The sequence below is a fragment of the Halomonas sp. Mc5H-6 genome, assembly GCF_024124705.1.
Lineage (GTDB): Bacteria > Pseudomonadota > Gammaproteobacteria > Pseudomonadales > Halomonadaceae > Vreelandella > Vreelandella subterranea.
Genome location: NZ_JAMXSI010000002.1, coordinates 301,073 through 319,971, shown reverse-complemented (window position 1 = coordinate 319,971; position 18,899 = coordinate 301,073). Strand labels below are relative to the sequence as shown.

Genomic DNA, 18,899 nt, shown 5'->3' with positions numbered 1-18,899 from the left:
GGTATCCATAGCAAGCACGGGCGGCCTCGATTACCGAGGACCGCCCGTTTTTGTCTTAATGAACAGTCGGAACAACCCTTGGTGGGGGCGCTGTAAACCCATCCGTGGGCGCTACATTCGCCATCCATGGCGAATAACCCCCACTACGGGTTGTTTCCGACTTCCGTGCTTACCCATGATTTTAAAAACTTAAAAGCTAACTTCTACCCCACCATAAACACTGCGGCCCGGGGCAGGCTCGTAATAGCGGCCGAAACCCGCATTTAAACGCACGTTGGCGTAGTGCTCTTCGTCAAGCAGGTTGCGTACGCCGACATAAGCGTTGAGCCGGGTATCCTCCCCCAGGCGCCAGCCATTGCCCGCGCGCAGATTCAACAACCAGTAATCATCCACCTCTACCTCATTGGCATTATCGGCCACCATGTCGCCTATGTACTGGGTTTCCAGCGTGGCAAAGCGATCATCGCGCCCTTCCCAGGTCAACTGGTTGACCCAGGTCTGTTCCGGCAAACCGGGGATACGATTACCCCCAAAGCGCTCTGAGGGTGTAGAGAAGCGATCAAACTCGTAGCGCGCCAGCGTCAAGGCGCTATCCAGCCGCCATTGGTCGGCAAACTGCCAGCCCAGCGCCAGCTCGATGCCATCGCGGTCGGTATCACCGGCGTTTTGGTAGAAAGTGCGATCCCCCTCGTCGTACGGCACCAGCTCATCGCGCACGCGCACCGAAAACAGCGTCAGGTCGTAATCCAACGCCAGCGGCGCCAGATAGCCTCGCGCCCCCACTTCACGGTTCCAGGCTTTTTGCGGCTCAATCGCCGCATTGAAGCCGCCGCCTTCGGGGTTGGCAAACTCCGAAAACGTCGGTGTTTCAAAGGCGGTGCCGGTATTCACGTAGACCTGATGCTGGGGGCGGTAGCGATAACTCAGCCCCGCCGAGCCGCTCCACTCATTAAAGCGGCGGTCGCCGCTCTGGTCGCCGTCATCCTGATAACGGTCATCCACCTCTAATTCCACCTGATCAAAGCGCGCGCCCAGGGAAAGGGTCAACTTCTCGGTCATGGCCAGGTCGCCCTGGACGAAGGCGCCGGTCGAGGTGGCCGTCTGGGTTTCTTCAGCCAACTGCTCACCGACGACGCCCTGGGGGTTCACGTCCTTGCGGAAGCGCTCGTCATCCTGCCGGGCCACCTCGACGCCTGCGATATAACTCAGCGGCAGATCACCCAAGGTCACCTCATGGTGGTACTCGGCGCTCGCCCCCAGGTAATCCCGCTGATAGCCGATGCGGCTGTCACCGACGTACGGCAACTGCTGCTCAAAATCCCGTTGGGAGATAAACCCCTTGAGGTATAACTCACCAGGGCCAACGGCCAGGTCTTCGTACTGTAACCCCAGCAGTTGCTGGTCCACGTTTTGTCCTGCATCCAGCGCCAGCGAATTCGGCGCGGCCTGATCACGGCCTTCTGCTACTTCATCCGCGTTCAAGGCACCGGGATCCTCCGAGCGCGGGTTGTCCAACAGGTTGACGATGGCGGTCAACGCCCGCTCTCTGCCCAGTTCCCGACGAAGCTTGGCATTCAACAGGTACTTTTCCGTCGAGCTTTGCTCGCGATAGCCATCGACATTGAGCGCCGAGAGGCTAACGTGGTGCGACCAGCCGCCTTGGCTCCCCCCGGTTTGCAGGGATGTCTTACGGTAGCCATCGCTGCCTGCCTCGGCGCGCAGGCTCGTGCCGGGGTTATCGCGGCCATCGGCGGTGGTCACATCGATCACACCGCCTGCTGCATTGCCGTAGAGTACCGACGACGGCCCGCGGATCACTTCGATACGCTCGGCGCTGTCCAGGTCAATCGCATCGAGCTGGGCCTGGCCGTCCGGCAGGGTATAAGGGATACCATCCACCATGACCGTGATGCCTCGCACGCCAAAGGGTGCGCGGGCGCCAAAGCCACGAATCGAGATGCGCTGGCCCTGGGCGAAATTATCGCGGTTTTGCAAGAACACGCCGGGCACCCGCACCAGCGATTCATCCAGCCGAACGCGCTGCTGCCCCTGGGCAATGGCATCGGACTCAAGCGTTGAGACGGCCGCGGGCGTTGCGTAAAGCTCGCGGGCCAACCGGGGAGCCGTGACCTCAATCGTTGCCATTTCTGTGTCATTCGGCTGGGCCAGGGCTGGAGGGGTTAGCAAGCAGCCCGCCAGGCAAACCGAGGTGGTGGTGAGTCTTTTCACAGGGGTCCCTCCCGGGGCATCAAAAGAGTGTGTATAACAATGCTGTATAACTAGACGGAACGTTTTCTCACGGCGTGCGTCATAGCTTATTATTGGCCTCGCTAGAAGCGCTGACGGTGTCTACAATTGTAGTCGTTTTTGCTACTGCTACTATGAGATCGCTTGTTATCGTTCTTGTATAAGTACTTTTTTAAGTACTTTTTAAAGCACTTGCTTAAGTGCTCAGGTAAGCAATAACGAGAATGACGTAAGCAACAATACCCTGAAAGCAAAGGAGGCTTCATGGCGTTTACCGCGACTGACCCGATCAAAATGATCTTTGCGGTCATTTTACCGCCCCTCGGCGTATTTTTTGAGGTGGGTTTTAAAGGACATTTCTGGCTTAACATCCTCTTGACGCTGTTTGGTTTTGTGCCCGGCATCATCCATGCGTTTTATGTGATACTGAAACACTAGCTTTACCCCGGTAATTGAAAAAAACCGCCTGCGTTCAGGCGGTTTTTTTTGCTTAACTGGCAGCCCCATGCCGCCGCTTATGCAGGGCATGCACTTTTTCGTCCCAGCCAGCAACCGGCCCTTCTACCGGGAGGCCAGGCACCACTTGCTGAATCGGCAAGGTTGCCACCGGCGGCGGTGCCACGCCCAGTTCGGCCAACCAAGTACCCAGCTGTGCCGAGGAACTGGCATAGACGATACGCCCCAGCCCCACCCAGCCATGCGCCGCTGCGCACATCGGGCAATGCTCGCCAGAGGTAAACACCGTGGCCTGTGCTCGCGCCTCTGGCGTCATATGCTGGGCCGCCCAACGTGCCAGGGCGAATTCGGGATGCTGGGTAGAGTCGCCGCCAGCGATGCGGTTGCGATCTTCAGCCAGCACCTCACCATCGCCACTGACAAGCACACTGCCAAAGGGCTCATCGCCAGCCTTCAGGGCTTCTTCGGCAAGCGCCACGGCGTGTGCCAGGTAGCGCTGCTCTCGCTCATCCAACATGGGCTCTCCTCACCTTGCGTGGTTTTCCAAGCTACCCCTTTGCCGCCGCTACTGTCGCTTCGTCAGCCGGTTCTTCACTTAACGACTCGCCTTCGCTACGCGCAATAACGGAGGTGCCGACCAGGTCGCCCGTGACGTTGAGCGCCGTACACCCCATGCCGACCAGGGCATCGATAGCGGTCAAAAGCGCAACGGTTTCAATCGGCAGACCCACCTGGGCGAATACGGTGGCAATCATGATGATGCCTGCACCCGGTACTCCGGCCGTGCCGATCGACACAAGAGTACCGATCAGCACAATCTGCACCATGCTGATAAAATCCAGCGGCGCGCCGATTACATTGGCGGCAAATACCGCCGAGATGGCGATACGAATCGCCGCGCCATCCATGTTCAAGGTAGCCCCTAACGGCAGGCTGAAACCATAAATACTTTTGGAAATCCCCAAGCGACGGGCTGCATTGACCGTAATGGGTAAGGTGCCGGAACTACTCTGGGTGGCAAACGCCGTGAGCATCGGCGTGCGCGCTTCGCGGAAGAAAGCGCGCAGTTTTACCCCGAACAGGCTCATGATGCCGCAGTAAATCAACAGATGCGCCGCCAGCGCTATGTAGAGCACAACGACCATATCGCCCAATGACAGCAGCGTTTCCAGGCCCTGGCGGCTCACCGTTTCGGCAACAATCGCAAAGACGCCGATGGGGACGTAGTGCAATACCCCCGACATGACTTTCAAGGTGACCTCGTTCAGCGACTCGATCACCTCATACAGCCGCTCGCCCATGGCATGCTGGCGCGCTGACTGGCGCATTTTCAGCAGCGCGATGCCGAATACCAGCGCCGTAAAGATGATCCCCAGCATATTGAGCTCGGAAAAGGCGCCGATAATATTGTTCGGCACGATATTGAGCAGCGTGTCGACAACGCCCGGATTATCCGGCACCGAGAAGCTGGCATCCTCATCCAGCGTCATCCCGCTGCCTGGACTGAACAGCGTCGCGACGGTTAACCCCACCATAATCGCCAGCGCCGAGGACGCCAGGTAATAGCCGAGTACCTTGCCGCCGATGCGGCCCGCGCTGCCCTCCCGGGACTGGTTCACGCCCACCATCAGGGTAAACAGCACAATGGGCACAATCAGGAACGTCAGCAGCCGCAGCAGCAGATCGCCCAGTGGCGCCAGCCAGGCAGCCACTGTCTCTCCACCCAAAAGCCCGACCACGACACCCAGCACCAGCGCGATGGTGACGCGTAAAATCAACGACGCCTGAGAATAGGCTTTCCATATGCGATTCATTGGATGTCCTTTACAGGATTGAATATGTTCGCAATGCTAACATTATAAGCACGCTCATTATTATATCAGTGTGGCATAGCGATATTTGCCCTGAACACGTCGGTACCCTGGAGCACGAATGAACAAGATCAATCCGAGCAAGCTGCACCATAGCAAATGGACGGCGGTTCAGCCGCGCAACAAAGAAAAGCACTTCATGGTTACCCAACTGATCCGGGATGAGGATGAGAACGTCGTGGACGTTGTCGTCGAAGCGATCTATTCCCACCGGGAAACGGTCATGCCATGGCAGCACTTGAGAGATGACAGCGTGTGGAAAATGGGCTGGCAATAACCAATGGGCGCCATGAGGTTTAGAAAAATAAAACCTGAAAGGTTTTGACACCCAAAAAGATCCATGGCACTGTGTCGTCAGTGGTTAGCAAGCAGCATGGTTTCAGAAGTGTACGATCTATTTCGGCAGCCTGACATTGTATTCCTTGTTTCACCCGCTACTTAAATCTGGGTAATACCAGGAACTTAATTAAGGCGCTTTTGCGCGAAAGGATCTACATCATGGCAACTGGCACAGTTAAATGGTTTAACGACACTAAAGGCTTCGGTTTCATCGCTCCTTCTGACGGCGGCGACGACCTCTTTGCCCACTTCTCCGAGATTCAAGCCGACGGCTTCAAATCTCTGCAAGAAGGCGCTAGCGTCTCTTTTGACGTTACCCAAGGCAAGAAAGGCCTACAAGCTTCAAACATCAAGCAAACTTCCTAACATCCGTTAGCAGTTTGCCCGAACCTTCCGGGGTTTGGACCACAAGGCCCGCTTAGGCGGGCCTTTTTGCGTTTGGCATCTATGAAAATTGCCTTTAAATACGCTCCCACCGCACGACTCGCACGTCCACCGTCAAGGTTATCTCCCCAAGTGCAGCGGCCTTCTCGCGGCCTTCAGTGGTGGCACGGTAAAAATGCGGCGTCATCACCAGCAAATCGGCAATCGTCTCTGCATCGTTGAGCGTAAGCGTGTAGCGCAGCACCTCTGAACCCAGCGACGCGAATCCCGCTGGCGGTTCAACATCACTTGCCTGCTCCGGTTTTAACGTCGGGTAGATAATATCGCGCAATTCACGCAGATGATCCGACCCCGCCTCCACCTGTAGCAGCAGGCCGCCTGGTTTGAGTACCCGCGCGAACTCGTCAAAGACCGGAAAACCAAACATGCAAAGCACACAATCGAGCGCCCCGTTCTGAACCGGCAGGTTGGCATTGCTGCCCACCACCCAGCGGCTGTGCGGTTGCTGCTTATTATCCTGCTTGGCCGCCGCCTGCACGGCCCATTTGGAAATATCCAGCCCCATTAATGCAAGCAACGTCTGGCTCGCCGCCGCATCGACTAACTCCCGAAGGTAGTAGCCATCACCACAGCCAGCATCGAGACAGCTGAACAAGGTATCGCGGGGTAATTCTTGTTCTGCGTGGTCAAACACCGCCCGGCTCACCACCTCGGCAATCGGCTGATAGTGACCCGCCTCCAGAAACCGACGCCGCGCGGCCACCATCGCCTTGCTATCGCCAGGATCGCTGGAGCGTTTTTGCTGAACCGGCAGCAGGTTCACATAGCCTTGTTTGGCAATGTCGAAGCTATGCCCCGCCGGGCAGCACCATGCGCTATCTGACGGTGTCAGAGGCTTACCGTCTAACGGACAGGCCAGCGCCTGAAAAGGGGAGGTGTTCATGCCAATAATGCCTTATAGAGAAAGCGAACCAGGCGCAGCATGGTACCGCATCGTTTCAAGAAAGATAGCGGGCAGTGAAGCAGAAGCCACAATTGATAACGATTTGTATTAGATACTGCACCATGCCATCATTCGTAGCCTACTCTCCCCGCACGGGCTCCTTGAAAACCGCGGCCATCAGGAAGCTGGAATGACGCGCCATCCACTAAACCGTTGCATGCCGCTATGGCTGCTCGGCATGCTATTGCTCGGCATTAACATCTGCGCCGCGCAGGACCTTCAAGACGCCCACCCAAGCGTTGATGATACTGACGCGCCCCTTCCTTCTGCGCCACAACGCATTGTCACACTTTACCAAGGCGCGACTGACAGCGCCGTGGCGCTCGGCATCACCCCGGTCGGCGTTGTCGAGTCCTGGCTGGAAAAACCCATGTACCGCTACCTGCGCGATGCCCTTTCCGACGTTGACTACGTGGGCCTGGAAACCCAGCCCAATCTGGAGAAGATTGCCTGGCTTGATCCGGACCTTATCGTCGCCACCCGTTTTCGTCATGAGCGGGTACTTCCGATACTCGAGAAAACGGCGCCTACGGTCGTGGCAGGCCCGGTGTTCGATTTCAAAGCAAGCCTTTCACTTATCGCCGAGGCCACCGGCCGGGAAGACCGTGCCCGCCGCTTACTCGGAGAGTGGGATCAGCGAGTGGCGGATTTTCGCCATAAAATGCGTCGTTCGGGCCTGGCCTGGCCTCAAAAAGCCGCCGTGGCTCGCTTCAAGAGTGACCATCTGCGCCTTTATTCGTCGGGGTTTGCCGGCTCGATTTTAAGCGAGCTGGGCTTTGAACAGCCTGACGCACTCAAGGCCCAGGGCTGGGGAATGAAGCTGACCAGCGAGGAAAACATTCCCGTCATCAACGCCGACGTCATTTTTGTGATACTGGAGCCCGACGACCCGGCCATCATGGAGAACTACCGCCACTGGACGTCACACCCCCTATGGCAGCGACTGGACGCGGTACAAAACGACCGTGTGTTTGAAGTCGATACGGTGAACTGGATCATGGGCGGCGGCATTCTGGCCGCCAATGCGATGCTGGATGATCTTTATACCCATTACGACCTGACGCCTTCGCCACCTCAATCGTCGCACTCATGCCGCGCACGTCTAACGGGCAACATGGAGTCCGCTCGATGCTGAGCGGGCAAACTGCCAAAGGCGCGGGGCTATGCGTGGGCGGGATACTCATGCTGGCCAGCTTTATCGCTAGCATCATGTCGGGCCCTACCGATATACCGCTAGCCGCCTTGCTGACCTCTCTGAGTGACTACGACCCAACGCAGGTGGCCCATATTGTCCTGCGCACTGAGCGCTTGCCGCGCGCGGTGATTGCCGCCCTGGTGGGGGCAAGTTTGGCCATTGCCGGGGCGCTGATGCAGACCATGACACGCAATCCTTTGGCCTCCCCCGGCATTCTGGGGATTAACGCCGGGGCGATGTTTTTTGTCGTCGTCGCCGTCTCGTTACTACCGCTGCATACGCCTGCGAGCTATGTTTGGGCAGCATTATTGGGCGCCCTGGTTGCTGCCGGCTTGGTGGTCGTCCTCAGCCGCGGCCGTCAGGGGGAGCTTCCCCCGCTACGCGTATTGCTTGCGGGCGTGGCCGTTACCGCCATGTTTGTGTCGTTCAGCCAGGGGCTATTGATACTCGACCAGCAAAGCTTCGAAAGCGTCTTGTATTGGCTGGCCGGTTCCGTCGCGGGCCGGGAACTTTCACTGGTGGCGCCCCTGCTCCCGCTGTTCGGCTTTGCCCTGCTGCTGTGTGGTTTGCTGGTAAGACACGCCAACGCCCTCATGCTGGGAGACGACATGGTCGCGGGGCTCGGGATGCGGGCAGGCACCATCAAGCTGTTACTTGGCCTGGTAGTGATTCTGCTGGCGGGAAGCTCGGTGGCACTGGCGGGTATGATAGGCTTCGTGGGGTTGATCGTGCCGCACATGGCGCGCGGCCTGTTTGGTGTCGACCACCGCTGGCTACTACCCGCCTGTGCGCTACTGGGAGCGAGCTTGCTGCTGTTGGCCGATATCGCATCGCGCGTTTTGATGCCGCCTCAGGAGATTCCCGTCGGCGTGATGACGGCGCTGATTGGCACGCCCTTCTTTATCTATCTGGCGCGGCGACAGCAGGCCCAATGATGACCTCTTCCAGTGTTTTGAAACAGCAACACAACCTGACGAGTGATGTGCTGCCTACGCGTTTTTGGGCCATCACCGGGCTGCTTGCGCTGCTTCTGATCGTCAATATGGGGGTATCGCTCAGCCTGGGCAGTTTTCCGACACCGTTTGCAAAGGTGCTGCACGCACTCGTTTCACCGCACAAAAGCGATATTACGTTTATTATCTGGGAACTGCGCCTGCCACGGATCGTGCTAGCCGTCCTGGTGGGTGCCGCGCTGGCGATTGCTGGCGCGATTCTTCAGGGCATTGTGCGCAACCCGCTCGCCTCGCCTGATGTTATCGGCATAACGAGTGGTGCCTCGCTGGCAGCGGTCGTGTTTCTGAGCCTATTAAGTGCCCGTCTAGGCAGCCAATGGCTCCCGCTTGCTGCCTTGAGTGGCGCGTTTTGTGCCGCGTTGCTGGTGTTCTTTCTGGCCTGGAAAGGCGGCGTTAGCCCTTCGCGGATGGTGCTGGTGGGCATCGGGCTTTCCGCCGCAATGGGCGCGGCGACGACGCTTTTGATCGTGATCAGCGATGACGCGGCCGCCATGGTGGCCTACGTGTGGCTCACCGGCAGCCTTTATGCCGCCCAGTGGCAGGATGTAGCGGGTATGCTGCCCTGGTTACTGATCGCTGTTCCGCTATGCCTTGGCTACGCACGCCAGCTCGACACCATGGCTCTGGGTGATTTAGTCGCCCAAGGCCTCGGGATAAACCTGCTCAGAAGCCGCCTGATACTGATGGCCTGTAGCGTGGCGCTGGCAGGCGCTGCCGTTGCCTTTGCGGGTGGCTTGAGCTTTGTGGGCTTGATGGCCCCCCATATAGCCGCCAAGCTGGTGGGCCGTCACTTTGTCAGGCTGGTACCGGCATCCGGCTTGATCGGTGCATTGATCGTGCTCAACGCCGACCTGCTAGGCCGGGTGGCCTTTTTACCCAATGACCTGCCAGCGGGCATTTTCGTTTCCGGTATCGGCGCGCCCTTTTTCGTTTACTTGCTGTATAGAACACGCCAACGCGGTTATTGAGAATAAAAAAACGGCACCCCTTGGGTGCCGCCAATCAGCTTGCTAGTTAAGAAGACATTCGCGTTTAGAAATCCAATTGATAGCCCAGCGTGAGGGTGCGCCCCCGGCCAGTGAAGTAATACTCGTCGCTGACACGGGCCGACTGCGAGTAATAGGTGACGTAGTCTTCGTCGGTGGCATTTTCAACGCCGACGGACATGCGTCCCGCAGGCAGTCGATACGTCAGCGAGGCATCCACCAACCCATAGCCGTCAAAATCAAGTTCCGGGTTATCGACGCTACGATCGAAGTAATAACGGCTCTGCAAGCGAGTCGACACTTTATCGTTCCAGGTAGCGCTCCAGCCCAGCTTAAGCGTATCCGGGGCGATATTGATCCCGGTCAGTTCGGTCTCCACACGGCCATCACCGTCCTGATCCGACTTACCTTCGGCGTGGGTGTAGGAAAGCGACAGGTCATGATTGTCCGTTACCTGCATATCGCCGGTAATCTCGACGCCCTGAATCTCGGTCTTCTCGCGGTTGCCTACCCAGGTGCCGTTTTCCTCAGTAAGACGCTGGCCAAAGTCAGAGTTCGATTGGTAGTAACTGACCTCCAAGCCGTAACGGTCCCAGTCGAATCGCGCACCAACCTCGCGATTATCGGTCACGATCGGCTGAAGCTGGAGCAGGTTATCGACGTTCTGCCCCGGCGTGCCGATGCCGCGAAGCACCCTGCCCACATCGGGCATACCAAACCCTTCGGAGTAGTTGGCGTAAAGCTGGGCCCAGTCGGTGGCCTGATAAACCAGTCCGGCGTTAAACAGTGTCTCGTCAAAGCTGGGCTTACCGCCCTCAACGGTCACGTTATCCTGGGTGACATTGTCGCGATCGATACTTTGATAGGTATCCACCTCAAGATCGGCATGCTCGTGGCGAACCCCAGCGTGCAGGGTGAGTGGCTTGGCAAGTTCAAATTCGCCTTGCAGGAAGGGTGCAATGTTATCGAATTGGCTTTCCGGCACGTAGGTCCGCCCGGTCTCCACCAGCATCTGGCGCGTCTCGTCGCGGAGGATATCCAGCCCCGCGGTCAGTCCCAGACGATCCCCCAGCAAGCCATCGCGGTTGACGGTGAATTTGGCCCCCACCTTATCGGACTCATTGCGCGTTTGGTCATACTGGGTGTCGCCGGCGCTGTCCAGGTAAGGGAAGTAAGGGGTGGTAGCAAAACGGGCGCGGAAGCGCTGATGATAAATCTGTGCATCGACCTCGTTGCCAAACCAATCCGCGTGGGCGTAGGACAGCCGCGCCGTGGTGACCTCATTGAAGCCAGGCTCACCATCACGCGTGCCCTTGCGCGCCGTCGTGGGAACACCCGCATCGCGATCGCCGGGTACCGGCACGTAATCGTTGCTTTCTTCCAGATCGAAATGGTTGAGGGACAACTCAACGTTCTGGTTATCGTCTATCCAGTACCCCAGCTTGCCGAATAGATCGTAGCTTTCAGAATTCTGCAGCTCACCTGGGTAGGCAATACCAACAACATCGTCGTTGCCATCGTAAAAGACACCACGCTCTTGGCGGGTGGCAGCAGCGACGAAATCCCAATCTCCCTGCTGGCCGCTTATGCGGTAGTCCAGCTTATGACCAAAGCCGTCGGACTCGAAGTCGTCATCGGTCGTCAGGCTAACACCCGCATGCTGACTTATTCCCCCACCCTCGGCGCGCCGGGTGACAAAGTTAATCAGCCCGCCAGTAGCGCCCAGCCCGTGTTCCGCACTGGCGCCGTGAATCACCTCAATGCGCTCAACCATCGACAAGTCAATGGTGTAACTATCACGCGAGCTGTCGCGCAGCGGGTTGGACTGCGGCACACCGTCGACCAGAAAAGCGGCATCCCGGCCGCGAAAGGTCTCACCCGCATTTGATAGTTTTTGGCGGCTGGGGGAGTAAGACGGAATCAGGTTGCTCAACACCTGGCCGGGGTCACTGCTGATGGCCATCTGCTGCTCAATCTGTTCCCGGCTAATCACCGTGACTTTTTGCGGCGTTTGGCCCGCCTCGCTCTTGCTCCGGGTTGCGGTGACAACCATGGGTTGGCTTTCATCCACCGCGCTTATTGCTGTACCGGTGGAAGAATCCTGCTGAGCGTAAACGTGACTGGCAGCCACCAAACCGATAAACGAAACGGTAGGCCAAAGCACGTGATGCTTATTGACGTACATCTTCTTCTTATCCCCTTTTTGCCTGAAGAACCCTTGCTAATACAACTCAACACTAAATGAGAATAGTTATATTATGCATATAAGAAGGCATTGGGTCTACCAAGCAGCTATAAGCAATTCGGCATCATGCAACGGCTTTAGTCGACGCTTTTTACTACCAACCCGCTAACAAGGGCACCAAAAAGGGAGTAATCGCTAACTTACAACATTGAGAATATTGAAAATGAGAATGTTTTGTCTTACGGTGCAGGCTGTTTTGATAACCCGTGAATGCCCATGCCACTCGCATCAGCCCCGCATGCTCGATTAACCGGCGAAGCCCTTTACGCTGGCTATGACACCAAACGCGTACTCAATGGCGTGGACATCGCCGTAGCAGAAGGCAAACTGACCGCCCTGCTGGGCCCCAACGGAAGCGGCAAATCAACCCTGCTGAAGACACTCGCCCGAACGCTGACACCCAGCGCCGGGCAGGTTTATCTGGATGGAAAAGACATTCATCAACGCAAGACTCGCGACGTGGCAAGGCAACTGGGCATTCTTCCTCAAGGCCCCATTGCCCCGGAAGGGCTGAGCGTGCGGCAACTGGTCGCCATGGGGCGTTTTCCGCATCAAAGCCTATGGCAAAAAGATGCCCAACAGGATGCCCGCGCGGTTAACGAAGCCATGGCGTATACCCACGTAACGGAGTTTGCCGAGCGCAATGTCGATGCGCTTTCCGGCGGACAACGCCAGCGCTGCTGGATCGCCATGGTGCTGGCACAACAGACCGACCTGTTGTTGCTGGATGAACCGACCACCTTTCTTGACCTGAAAGTACAGGTTGACCTGTTAGAGCTGCTTTCTCGCCTCGCCCACGAAAAAGGCCGCACCCTGCTACTGGTCCTCCACGACCTAAACCTGGCCGCCGCCTACGCCGACCACCTGGTGATGATGCGAGACGGCCAGATCGTCACCAGCGGCGCGCCTGACGAGGTCTTTACCGCCGCTAACCTCAAGCGTGTTTTTGATCTGGACGCCCAGGTGATCCAGGACCCGGAAACTGGCCGCCCGGTTTGCGTACCCCGCCCAGCAGCGCATAAAAAACCCGGCGGTTAAGCCGGGTTTCTAGTAGCACGTATGAGATTACCAATTGTACTTCAAGCTGCCCACGACGCTGCGTGAGGCCCCGTAGTAACAGTAGAAATCACAACCGCTAACGTACTTCTCATCGGTGAGGTTGTTGACGTTCAGTTGCGCTGTCCAGCTATCATTAATGTCGTAGCTGGCCATGGCATCGACCAAAGTAGCCGACGGCACGTCGCGATCAATGCCACTTCCGGGGCTAGGCGAGGTCTCCCCCATATAGCGCACGCCGCTGCCAACCGACAATCCAGATAGATCACCTGCAAAGTCGTAATCCAGCCAAGCTGACGCCATGTGATAAGGCACAAAAGGCGCACGCTCATCCTGCTGCGACTCGCTCGCATCGTAGCGTGCATCAGTATAAGTGTACGACGCTGTCAGCTTCAGGTTATCCGTCAGGTAGCCAACGCCTTCAACTTCCACGCCCTGCGAACGACGCTCGCCTACTTGTTCCTGGGCTCCACTGCCAGTGGAGATCAATGTTTTGTCTTCTTCCACATCAAACGCTGCAACGGTCAAGTAACCATCAAAGTTTAGAGGGGTGAATTTTATCCCCGCCTCCATTTGACGGCCTTCCTGAGGCTCATAGGCACCGTTTGGTCCAACTCCCGCTATAGGCGTGAACGATTCGCTATAATTCAGATAAGGCGAAACGCCATTGTCACCCAAGTACATTGCCCCAGCAGTAAGCGAGAGTTGTTCTTCATCATACCCTTCACTCGAACGACCGCTGCTATTACTGGCATCATCGCTACTGTCGATGCTGTCGTAACGCGCCCCCGCCAGGAATATCCATTTATCCGCCACGCGCAGTTGATCCTGAACATACACACCGAACTGCTGACTCTTCAGATCGTGGTCAGTACCCTCCATTTGAGCAGGTGCAGTAAAAGAACTGTAATCTGGCTCGAAGATATCAACCGTGTCTATGCCGAAACGATCCTTGTCAGCATAGTTCAGGTTTAGCTCTTGATAACCAGCGCCAAGCAATAGCGTATTTTCTGTGCTGTCTGTATAGGTGCGCGCAATGAGACGATTGTCAATGTTAAAGGCATCATAGTCACCATCACGGTCGATCACGCCACGCGAAGCCGTGCGTGTACTAGCTGGAAAGGGATAAACAGTACGTAACTCCAGATCCAGGTGACTATAGCGGGCATTCTGCTGGAATTCCCAGGTATCGTTGATCTGGTGCTCCAGCTCATAACCCAACGAGGTCTGCTGCTGATCCAGCCTGTCGTAATCCGGCTGGCCCAGGTTTGTGTCGCGATCAATTTTTCCAAAGGGCGTATCGTTTAAAGTGCCATAAGCAGGAAAAAAACCGGTCGTCGGAACGCCTTCGTCTTTCTGAACGCTGGCAAGAAACGTTACCGAGGTATCCTCAGAAAGGTCCACCGCCAGACTAGGCGCAAAGTAGTAACGCTCTTTCTCGCTACCTTCCAGCTCACCCTCGCCATCTCGATAAAGCCCGACCATGCGGTAGCGCATGTCATCACGCTCGCCTACGGGGCCGGAGACATCAATACCCACCTGTCGGTGATCCTGGTTGCCCGCTTCAATTTCGAGCGTACCCCGTGCTTCATCAGTAGGACGTTTGCTAATGGCATTGATAACACCACCAGGAGGCGCCTCTCCGTAAAGAATTGAGGCTGGACCTTTAAGTAGGTCAACGCGCTCAACCCCAAAGGGTTCAGTCATCCACCAAAAATAACCGCCGGTGCGAAACAGGCGAAGGCCATCTTGGTAGGTTGAGTTTTCAGCGCTAAAACCGCGCAGGAAGAACCAATCGGTGTTGTTGTCATCGCCGTAAGGCTGTGACACCACGCCCGAGCGGTACTGGAAGGTTTCGTCGTATTTGTTAACCGCGCGGGTTTCCAGTTCTTCGGCACCAACCGTCGACATCGCTCGCGGCGTCTCGACTTCGGGCGTATCCACCTTCAGTGCCGTAGCGGTAACGACGGTAGTGCCAGTATCGACCGTGTCCTCTTGGGCCAGCACGGAAAGCGGCGCAAAACTCAGCATGCCGCCGAGCGATAGCGTGAGTGAACGTCGCATAGCAACAGCAAGCGGACGTCGCGTGAAAGGAGTCGTGTTCTGGAGCATGATGAGGACCTTGGGATGTGGAGGAAGCGTATAATTATAGTAAGACGAATGATACGAATTTTTATTACGCTTCACAATGGCAGCCCGACTGAATTGCTTCTTATGGTTTCAACGCTTCATGGGAGAGGTTTGTTAGAAGCTGCTCGCACTCGTAGGGACAGTCGAGCTCACCTTATCGACGTGCTGTTGCAGCCTCCTTACCAAGCTACGCGACCTCGGCCGCGAAACCGTCACCCATTGGCTGTATGACAACTTCGACACCATCGGCGAGCGCTCGAGCTTCGACCTTCGCCAGACCTTTCAGGGGATTGGCGCGCAGCATCAGGGGTAGGATGGCAGAAGCCTTGAAGCCTAGGTTCGCTAAAACCTACGTAGAAGCCTAGGTTCGCTAAAACCTACGTATGAGCAATGTTTTCTTCAGGAGGGATTGCCCAAGGGTTAATAGTCTCGACGCTCAACGTCTCGAAATCCTTTATGTTGCGTGTCGCTAGCACAGCGCCATACTTGATACAGATAGCCGCAATTTGTGCGTCAGCCATGTGAACCTGCTTCCCTCCACGCTCGCTAGCAGCTACTTGCTCCGCATAATGAATAGCCGCCTCGCTATCGAATGGCATAATGCGGTCTGCAAAGTCTTCCTCGAACATTTCTGCCGCCATCGCTGCGAAACTACGCTTGCGTCTGCCATCGGGCAGGCGTTCGACACCGTAGAGAATTTCAGCGACCGTAATCGCCGAAATTGCCACGGCAGTAGCATCCTGCCTATCCAGCCAGACTACAACCCGAGCATCTGGCACAGGCCGCATCAGCTCGGAAAGCACGTTGGTATCAAGGACTATCATGCGCCGAAGCCCGGATCACGAGGCTTATCAGACCTTGGCGGCACTTCCAGTTCGATGCCCCCCGCGTCTGCGAACCGCTCACGTATGCGAGTCCCTAGCCCCTTTGCTTCAGGCTGGTTCAGAGCACTACGCAGTATGATGCGGACCTCCTCTTCCATGGAACGGCCATGCATTGCTGCTTCTATACGCAGTTGGGACTTTAGCTGTTCATCAAGATTACGGATGGTGATTGATGCCATTTCAACCTCCTTAAGCGCTGTCATTGCTATCAATGATAGCATAATTTCGATGATTGAACTTCAGCTGAAACGTTTGCCATGTCTAACTTCATGGATACAAAGAGCAGCATCTAGGGTGTAGCGCTATTCAAGCCGGGGACCTGGGGTCACTTCTCACCCAACAACGAGCTACCCAGTAGCGAAGCGAGAGCAGGAAAATAAACAAGAATGGGATCAAACGAGCGACAGGGGGCCGCGAACCAAGTGACTCATAATCCCCTGCTTTTAGAATAAGCATATAGAATGGTGGGCCCAGTCCGACTTGAACGGACGACCAAGGGATTATGAGTCCCCTGCTCTAACCAACTGAGCTATGGGCCCGAAAGGCGTGCATATCATAGCGAATGTGGTGGGGCGAGGCCAGCCCCCGTTGGGGCTATCTTGTCATTTAGGCGGCACTTTTTGGCGGTTAGCGGGTCTTGAGAGGAGCCCTTTTTAGAAAGGCCCTTGATAAGGAGATACGCTTTGAAAGCATTGATGGCGCTTTTTTCGCTGCTATTGGCCGTGCCAGCACAGGCGGACTGGCAGTTGGATCCTGACCGCTCGAACGTGCAGGCCTCCATTACCCAGCTGAATGGCGAGGCACCGCAAACCCATCACCATCAGGTACGCGATCTGCAGGGCGATATCTCTGCTGATGGCACGCTGCGCCTGCCGCTCAAGCTCAGCCAGACGGATATGCTGACGCGCTTTGGCGAGCTGCCCACCTGGGCCGAGATGCTTGCCAATACCACCCTGGTCACGCTGGTGGCGCAAATGCCGCCCGAGCGGTTGGACGCGCTGGATATTGGCGAGTCGCTGGTGGAAACGCTGACCTTCCGGGTACAGAGCGACCTGGTCAACCAGGAAGAAGCCGTGCCGCTGCGCTTTACCCGCGAGGGCTTGAATGAAGTCCGGGTGACCCACGCCGAACCCATGGCCTTGGATGGCCGCGCGCTGATGGCCAACGCGACGCTGCGCAGCGTGCTCTCGCTGCTGGGCTACCAGGAGATCGACGAGCACGTGCCGGTCACGCTCGATGCGCGGCTGGTTAACCGTTAAGCGCTTATTGTTTCGGCGTCTCCCATCTCGGCCTCACCAGTTTGCACCCGCCATTGGGCGGCATAGTGGCCGTTGGCCGCCAACAGGCTTTGATGGGTGCCGCGCTCGGCCACTCGGCCCTTTTCAATCACCACGATCTCATCGGCGTGCACGATGGTGGAAAGCCGGTGGGCGATCATGATCACCGTGCGCCCGTGGGCGATACGTTTTAACGAACGCTGAATAGCGGCTTCGGTTTCGTTATCGACCGCACTGGTGGCTTCATCCAGCACCAGGATCGGCGGGTCTTTCAACAGCGCACGGGCCAGCGAAAGCCGTTGGCGCTGGCCGCCGGAAAGCCGCACGCCCCGCTCGCCTACCGGCGTATCCAGGCCTTGGGGCAAGGTTTCGATAAAGCTCCACGCCTCGGCGGTTTTGGCCGCATCGATAATCGCCTCATCATCAGCGTCCGGCTTACCGTAGGCGATATTGTCGCGAATGCTGCCTTCGAACAGGTACACGTCCTGGCTGACCAGGCCAATTGATTGGCGCAGTGAGTGCATACTTACATCCATGACCGGCTGGTCATCGATCAGCACCCGCCCGCTTTCGGGGTCGTAAAAGCGGAGTAACAGCTTCACCAGCGTCGACTTGCCGGAACCGGTGGCGCCGACCAGCGCCAGGGTATGCCCGGCAGGCGCGTGGAGATCAATCCCGTCAACGCCGACGTCGCTTGACTTGTAATGAAAGCTCACCGACTCGAAACGCACCTCGCCCTGAACGGGCTGGGCCAGCGGTGTGGTGCTGTCGTCTTTCACCGTGATGGGCTCTTCCAGCAGGTCGAGTATGCGCTTGGTGCTTGCCATGGCGCGTTCGAACAGGTCAATCACCTGGGCCAAGCCGGTCAGCGGCCACAGCAGGCGCTGGGTCAAGAACACCAGCACACCGTATGCGCCCACGTTCAAATTGCCGTTGAGCGCCATCATGCCGCCGACGGTAAAGGTGGCCAAAAAGCCCGCCAGAATCGCCATACGAATGACCGGAATAAACGCCGAGCTGACCTGAATCGCCCGGCGGTTGGCATCCACGTAGGCTTCGCTGGCAGCGCGCAGGCGCTCGGCCTCGCGGCCTTCGCTGGTGAAGCTCTTGATGGTGGCAATACCGCTCAGGTTATTGGAAAGGCGGCTGGCCAGATCGCCGACCTTTTCACGCACGTCGCTGTACAGCGGCCCGGCCTTGCGCTGGAAGTAGAACGCGCCCCAGATAATCAGCGGGATAGGCGTAAACGCCAGCAACGCAATCAGCGGCGAGAGCACGAAGAAGACTGCCCCGACGGCGACCACCGTGACGCCCACCTGAATCAGCGCGTTGGCCCCGCCGTCGAGAAAGCGTTCGAGCTGGTTGACGTCATCGTTCATGGTGGCTACAAGCTGGCCGGAGCTTTTCGACTCAAAAAACGCCATATCCAGCCGCTGGGCGTGCTCGTAGGTGTCCTGACGCATATCCGCCTGCAGCCGTTGGGCCAGGTTGCGCCACAACACCTGGAACAGGTACTCGAACAGCGACTCCCCCGCCCAGATAAAGAAGGTCAGCACCGCGAGGATGGTGATCTGCTCCTGGGGCGTTTCAAAGCCTAGCCGCGCCACAAAGCTTTGTTCCTGGTTGACCACCACGTCGATCGCCACGCCGATGAGAATCTCGGGGGCGATGTCGAACAGCTTGTTGACGATGGAGCAAACGGTGGCGGCGATAATCCGCCGCCGGTAGCCTTTGGCGTAGCGCAAAAGGCGCATTAGCGCCTGAAAGCTCTGATTCGGGGAACCATTAGCTTGAGATCGGGGCGTGGAAGAGG

Annotated in this window: 17 protein-coding genes and 1 tRNA gene; 8 read left to right on the top strand and 10 right to left on the bottom strand. The window is 57.2% G+C overall.

Features of this window, described 5'->3' with window-relative positions:
* Positions 1-189: 189 nt before the first annotated feature.
* Entirely contained in the window at positions 190-2,229 is a 2,040-nt protein-coding gene (locus tag NH395_RS04920) for a TonB-dependent receptor (protein ID WP_253022823.1), read from the bottom strand.
* A gap of 282 nt (positions 2,230-2,511) precedes the next feature.
* Between NH395_RS04920 and NH395_RS04915 the strand changes: the two genes are divergently transcribed.
* On the top strand, positions 2,512-2,685 hold the full coding sequence (locus NH395_RS04915; protein ID WP_066319665.1) for a YqaE/Pmp3 family membrane protein: 174 nt from the start codon (positions 2,512-2,514) through the stop codon (positions 2,683-2,685).
* A gap of 52 nt (positions 2,686-2,737) precedes the next feature.
* Here the strand turns inward: NH395_RS04915 and NH395_RS04910 are convergent, their stop codons facing one another.
* Both NH395_RS04910 and NH395_RS04905 read right to left on the bottom strand, forming a co-directional pair.
* The gene (locus NH395_RS04910) at positions 2,738-3,220 is read right to left on the bottom strand and encodes a nucleoside deaminase (RefSeq protein ID WP_253022821.1); all 483 of its coding nucleotides are present in this window, start codon (positions 3,218-3,220) and stop codon (positions 2,738-2,740) included.
* 31 nt (positions 3,221-3,251) lie between these two features.
* Positions 3,252-4,517 carry a dicarboxylate/amino acid:cation symporter gene (locus tag NH395_RS04905; protein WP_253022819.1) on the bottom strand — a complete coding sequence of 422 codons (1,266 nt, stop codon included), beginning with the start codon at positions 4,515-4,517 and terminating at the stop codon, positions 3,252-3,254.
* A gap of 118 nt (positions 4,518-4,635) precedes the next feature.
* Here NH395_RS04905 and NH395_RS04900 point away from each other — a divergent pair, with 118 nt between their 5' ends.
* Together NH395_RS04900 and NH395_RS04895 are read left to right on the top strand one after the other, a co-directional pair.
* Positions 4,636-4,851 carry a TIGR02450 family Trp-rich protein gene (locus NH395_RS04900; RefSeq protein WP_253022817.1) on the top strand — a complete coding sequence of 72 codons (216 nt, stop codon included), beginning with the start codon at positions 4,636-4,638 and terminating at the stop codon, positions 4,849-4,851.
* A gap of 221 nt (positions 4,852-5,072) precedes the next feature.
* A complete protein-coding gene (locus NH395_RS04895; RefSeq protein ID WP_027336479.1) occupies positions 5,073-5,279 on the top strand; it encodes a cold-shock protein in 207 nt (68 codons plus the stop codon).
* Between the two features lie 94 nt (positions 5,280-5,373).
* Here NH395_RS04895 and NH395_RS04890 read toward each other — a convergent pair whose 3' ends face one another.
* Positions 5,374-6,240 (bottom strand): putative RNA methyltransferase, encoded by an 867-nt coding sequence (locus NH395_RS04890; protein WP_253022815.1) that lies wholly within the window; start codon positions 6,238-6,240, stop codon positions 5,374-5,376.
* A 190-nt stretch (positions 6,241-6,430) separates the two neighbouring features.
* Here NH395_RS04890 and NH395_RS04885 point away from each other — a divergent pair, with 190 nt between their 5' ends.
* The 3 genes from NH395_RS04885 to NH395_RS04875 are packed head-to-tail and all read left to right on the top strand — an operon-like array spanning position 6,431 to position 9,476.
* Entirely contained in the window at positions 6,431-7,435 is a 1,005-nt protein-coding gene (locus tag NH395_RS04885; RefSeq protein ID WP_253022813.1) for an iron-siderophore ABC transporter substrate-binding protein, read from the top strand.
* Positions 7,429-8,430, top strand: coding sequence for an iron ABC transporter permease (locus NH395_RS04880; protein ID WP_253022811.1), 1,002 nt, complete (start codon positions 7,429-7,431; stop codon positions 8,428-8,430). The genes NH395_RS04885 and NH395_RS04880 overlap by 7 nt, the downstream gene beginning before the upstream one ends.
* Complete coding sequence (locus tag NH395_RS04875; protein ID WP_253023081.1) at positions 8,430-9,476, top strand: iron ABC transporter permease; 1,047 nt, start codon at positions 8,430-8,432, stop codon at positions 9,474-9,476. Before NH395_RS04880 ends, NH395_RS04875 begins: the two co-directional genes overlap by 1 nt.
* 64 nt (positions 9,477-9,540) lie before the next feature.
* Here the strand turns inward: NH395_RS04875 and NH395_RS04870 are convergent, their stop codons facing one another.
* The gene (locus tag NH395_RS04870) at positions 9,541-11,679 is read right to left on the bottom strand and encodes a TonB-dependent receptor (RefSeq protein ID WP_253022810.1); all 2,139 of its coding nucleotides are present in this window, start codon (positions 11,677-11,679) and stop codon (positions 9,541-9,543) included.
* Positions 11,680-11,955: 276 nt separating this feature from the next.
* Between NH395_RS04870 and NH395_RS04865 the strand changes: the two genes are divergently transcribed.
* A complete protein-coding gene (locus NH395_RS04865; RefSeq protein ID WP_253022808.1) occupies positions 11,956-12,777 on the top strand; it encodes an ABC transporter ATP-binding protein in 822 nt (273 codons plus the stop codon).
* A 27-nt stretch (positions 12,778-12,804) separates the two neighbouring features.
* Here the strand turns inward: NH395_RS04865 and NH395_RS04860 are convergent, their stop codons facing one another.
* From NH395_RS04860 to NH395_RS04845, 4 genes are all read right to left on the bottom strand, one after another.
* Positions 12,805-14,907, bottom strand: coding sequence for a TonB-dependent siderophore receptor (locus NH395_RS04860; protein ID WP_253022806.1), 2,103 nt, complete (start codon positions 14,905-14,907; stop codon positions 12,805-12,807).
* Positions 14,908-15,302: 395 nt separating this feature from the next.
* Positions 15,303-15,749, bottom strand: coding sequence for a type II toxin-antitoxin system VapC family toxin (locus NH395_RS04855; protein WP_253022804.1), 447 nt, complete (start codon positions 15,747-15,749; stop codon positions 15,303-15,305).
* Positions 15,746-15,988: a plasmid stabilization protein gene (locus NH395_RS04850; protein ID WP_253022802.1), complete on the bottom strand. Its 243-nt coding sequence runs from the start codon at positions 15,986-15,988 to the stop codon at positions 15,746-15,748. Before NH395_RS04850 ends, NH395_RS04855 begins: the two co-directional genes overlap by 4 nt.
* A 283-nt stretch (positions 15,989-16,271) precedes the next feature.
* Positions 16,272-16,348, bottom strand: a tRNA-Ile gene (locus tag NH395_RS04845).
* 144 nt (positions 16,349-16,492) lie between these two features.
* On the opposite strand from NH395_RS04845, the gene NH395_RS04840 reads away from it, so the two are divergent.
* The gene (locus tag NH395_RS04840; RefSeq protein WP_253022800.1) at positions 16,493-17,068 is read left to right on the top strand and encodes a hypothetical protein; all 576 of its coding nucleotides are present in this window, start codon (positions 16,493-16,495) and stop codon (positions 17,066-17,068) included.
* Here the strand turns inward: NH395_RS04840 and NH395_RS04835 are convergent.
* Entirely contained in the window at positions 17,065-18,840 is a 1,776-nt protein-coding gene (locus NH395_RS04835; RefSeq protein WP_253022798.1) for an ABC transporter ATP-binding protein, read from the bottom strand. The genes NH395_RS04840 and NH395_RS04835 overlap by 4 nt on opposite strands.
* Positions 18,841-18,899: the final 59 nt, after the last annotated feature.

Bases quoted from the DNA above. Each gene is read 5' to 3' on its own strand.
- NH395_RS04915 (WP_066319665.1), top strand. From the start codon at position 2,512: ATGGCGTTTACCGCGACTGACCCGATCAAAATGATCTTTGCGGTCATT.
- NH395_RS04910 (WP_253022821.1), bottom strand. From the start codon at position 3,220: ATGTTGGATGAGCGAGAGCAGCGCTACCTGGCACACGCCGTGGCGCTT.
- NH395_RS04905 (WP_253022819.1), bottom strand. From the start codon at position 4,517: ATGAATCGCATATGGAAAGCCTATTCTCAGGCGTCGTTGATTTTACGC.
- NH395_RS04900 (WP_253022817.1), top strand. From the start codon at position 4,636: ATGAACAAGATCAATCCGAGCAAGCTGCACCATAGCAAATGGACGGCG.
- NH395_RS04895 (WP_027336479.1), top strand. From the start codon at position 5,073: ATGGCAACTGGCACAGTTAAATGGTTTAACGACACTAAAGGCTTCGGT.
- NH395_RS04890 (WP_253022815.1), bottom strand. From the start codon at position 6,240: ATGAACACCTCCCCTTTTCAGGCGCTGGCCTGTCCGTTAGACGGTAAG.
- NH395_RS04885 (WP_253022813.1), top strand. From the start codon at position 6,431: ATGACGCGCCATCCACTAAACCGTTGCATGCCGCTATGGCTGCTCGGC.
- NH395_RS04880 (WP_253022811.1), top strand. From the start codon at position 7,429: ATGCTGAGCGGGCAAACTGCCAAAGGCGCGGGGCTATGCGTGGGCGGG.
- NH395_RS04875 (WP_253023081.1), top strand. From the start codon at position 8,430: ATGACCTCTTCCAGTGTTTTGAAACAGCAACACAACCTGACGAGTGAT.
- NH395_RS04870 (WP_253022810.1), bottom strand. From the start codon at position 11,679: ATGTACGTCAATAAGCATCACGTGCTTTGGCCTACCGTTTCGTTTATC.
- NH395_RS04865 (WP_253022808.1), top strand. From the start codon at position 11,956: ATGCCACTCGCATCAGCCCCGCATGCTCGATTAACCGGCGAAGCCCTT.
- NH395_RS04860 (WP_253022806.1), bottom strand. From the start codon at position 14,907: ATGCTCCAGAACACGACTCCTTTCACGCGACGTCCGCTTGCTGTTGCT.
- NH395_RS04855 (WP_253022804.1), bottom strand. From the start codon at position 15,749: ATGATAGTCCTTGATACCAACGTGCTTTCCGAGCTGATGCGGCCTGTG.
- NH395_RS04850 (WP_253022802.1), bottom strand. From the start codon at position 15,988: ATGGCATCAATCACCATCCGTAATCTTGATGAACAGCTAAAGTCCCAA.
- NH395_RS04835 (WP_253022798.1), bottom strand. From the start codon at position 18,840: ATGCGCCTTTTGCGCTACGCCAAAGGCTACCGGCGGCGGATTATCGCC.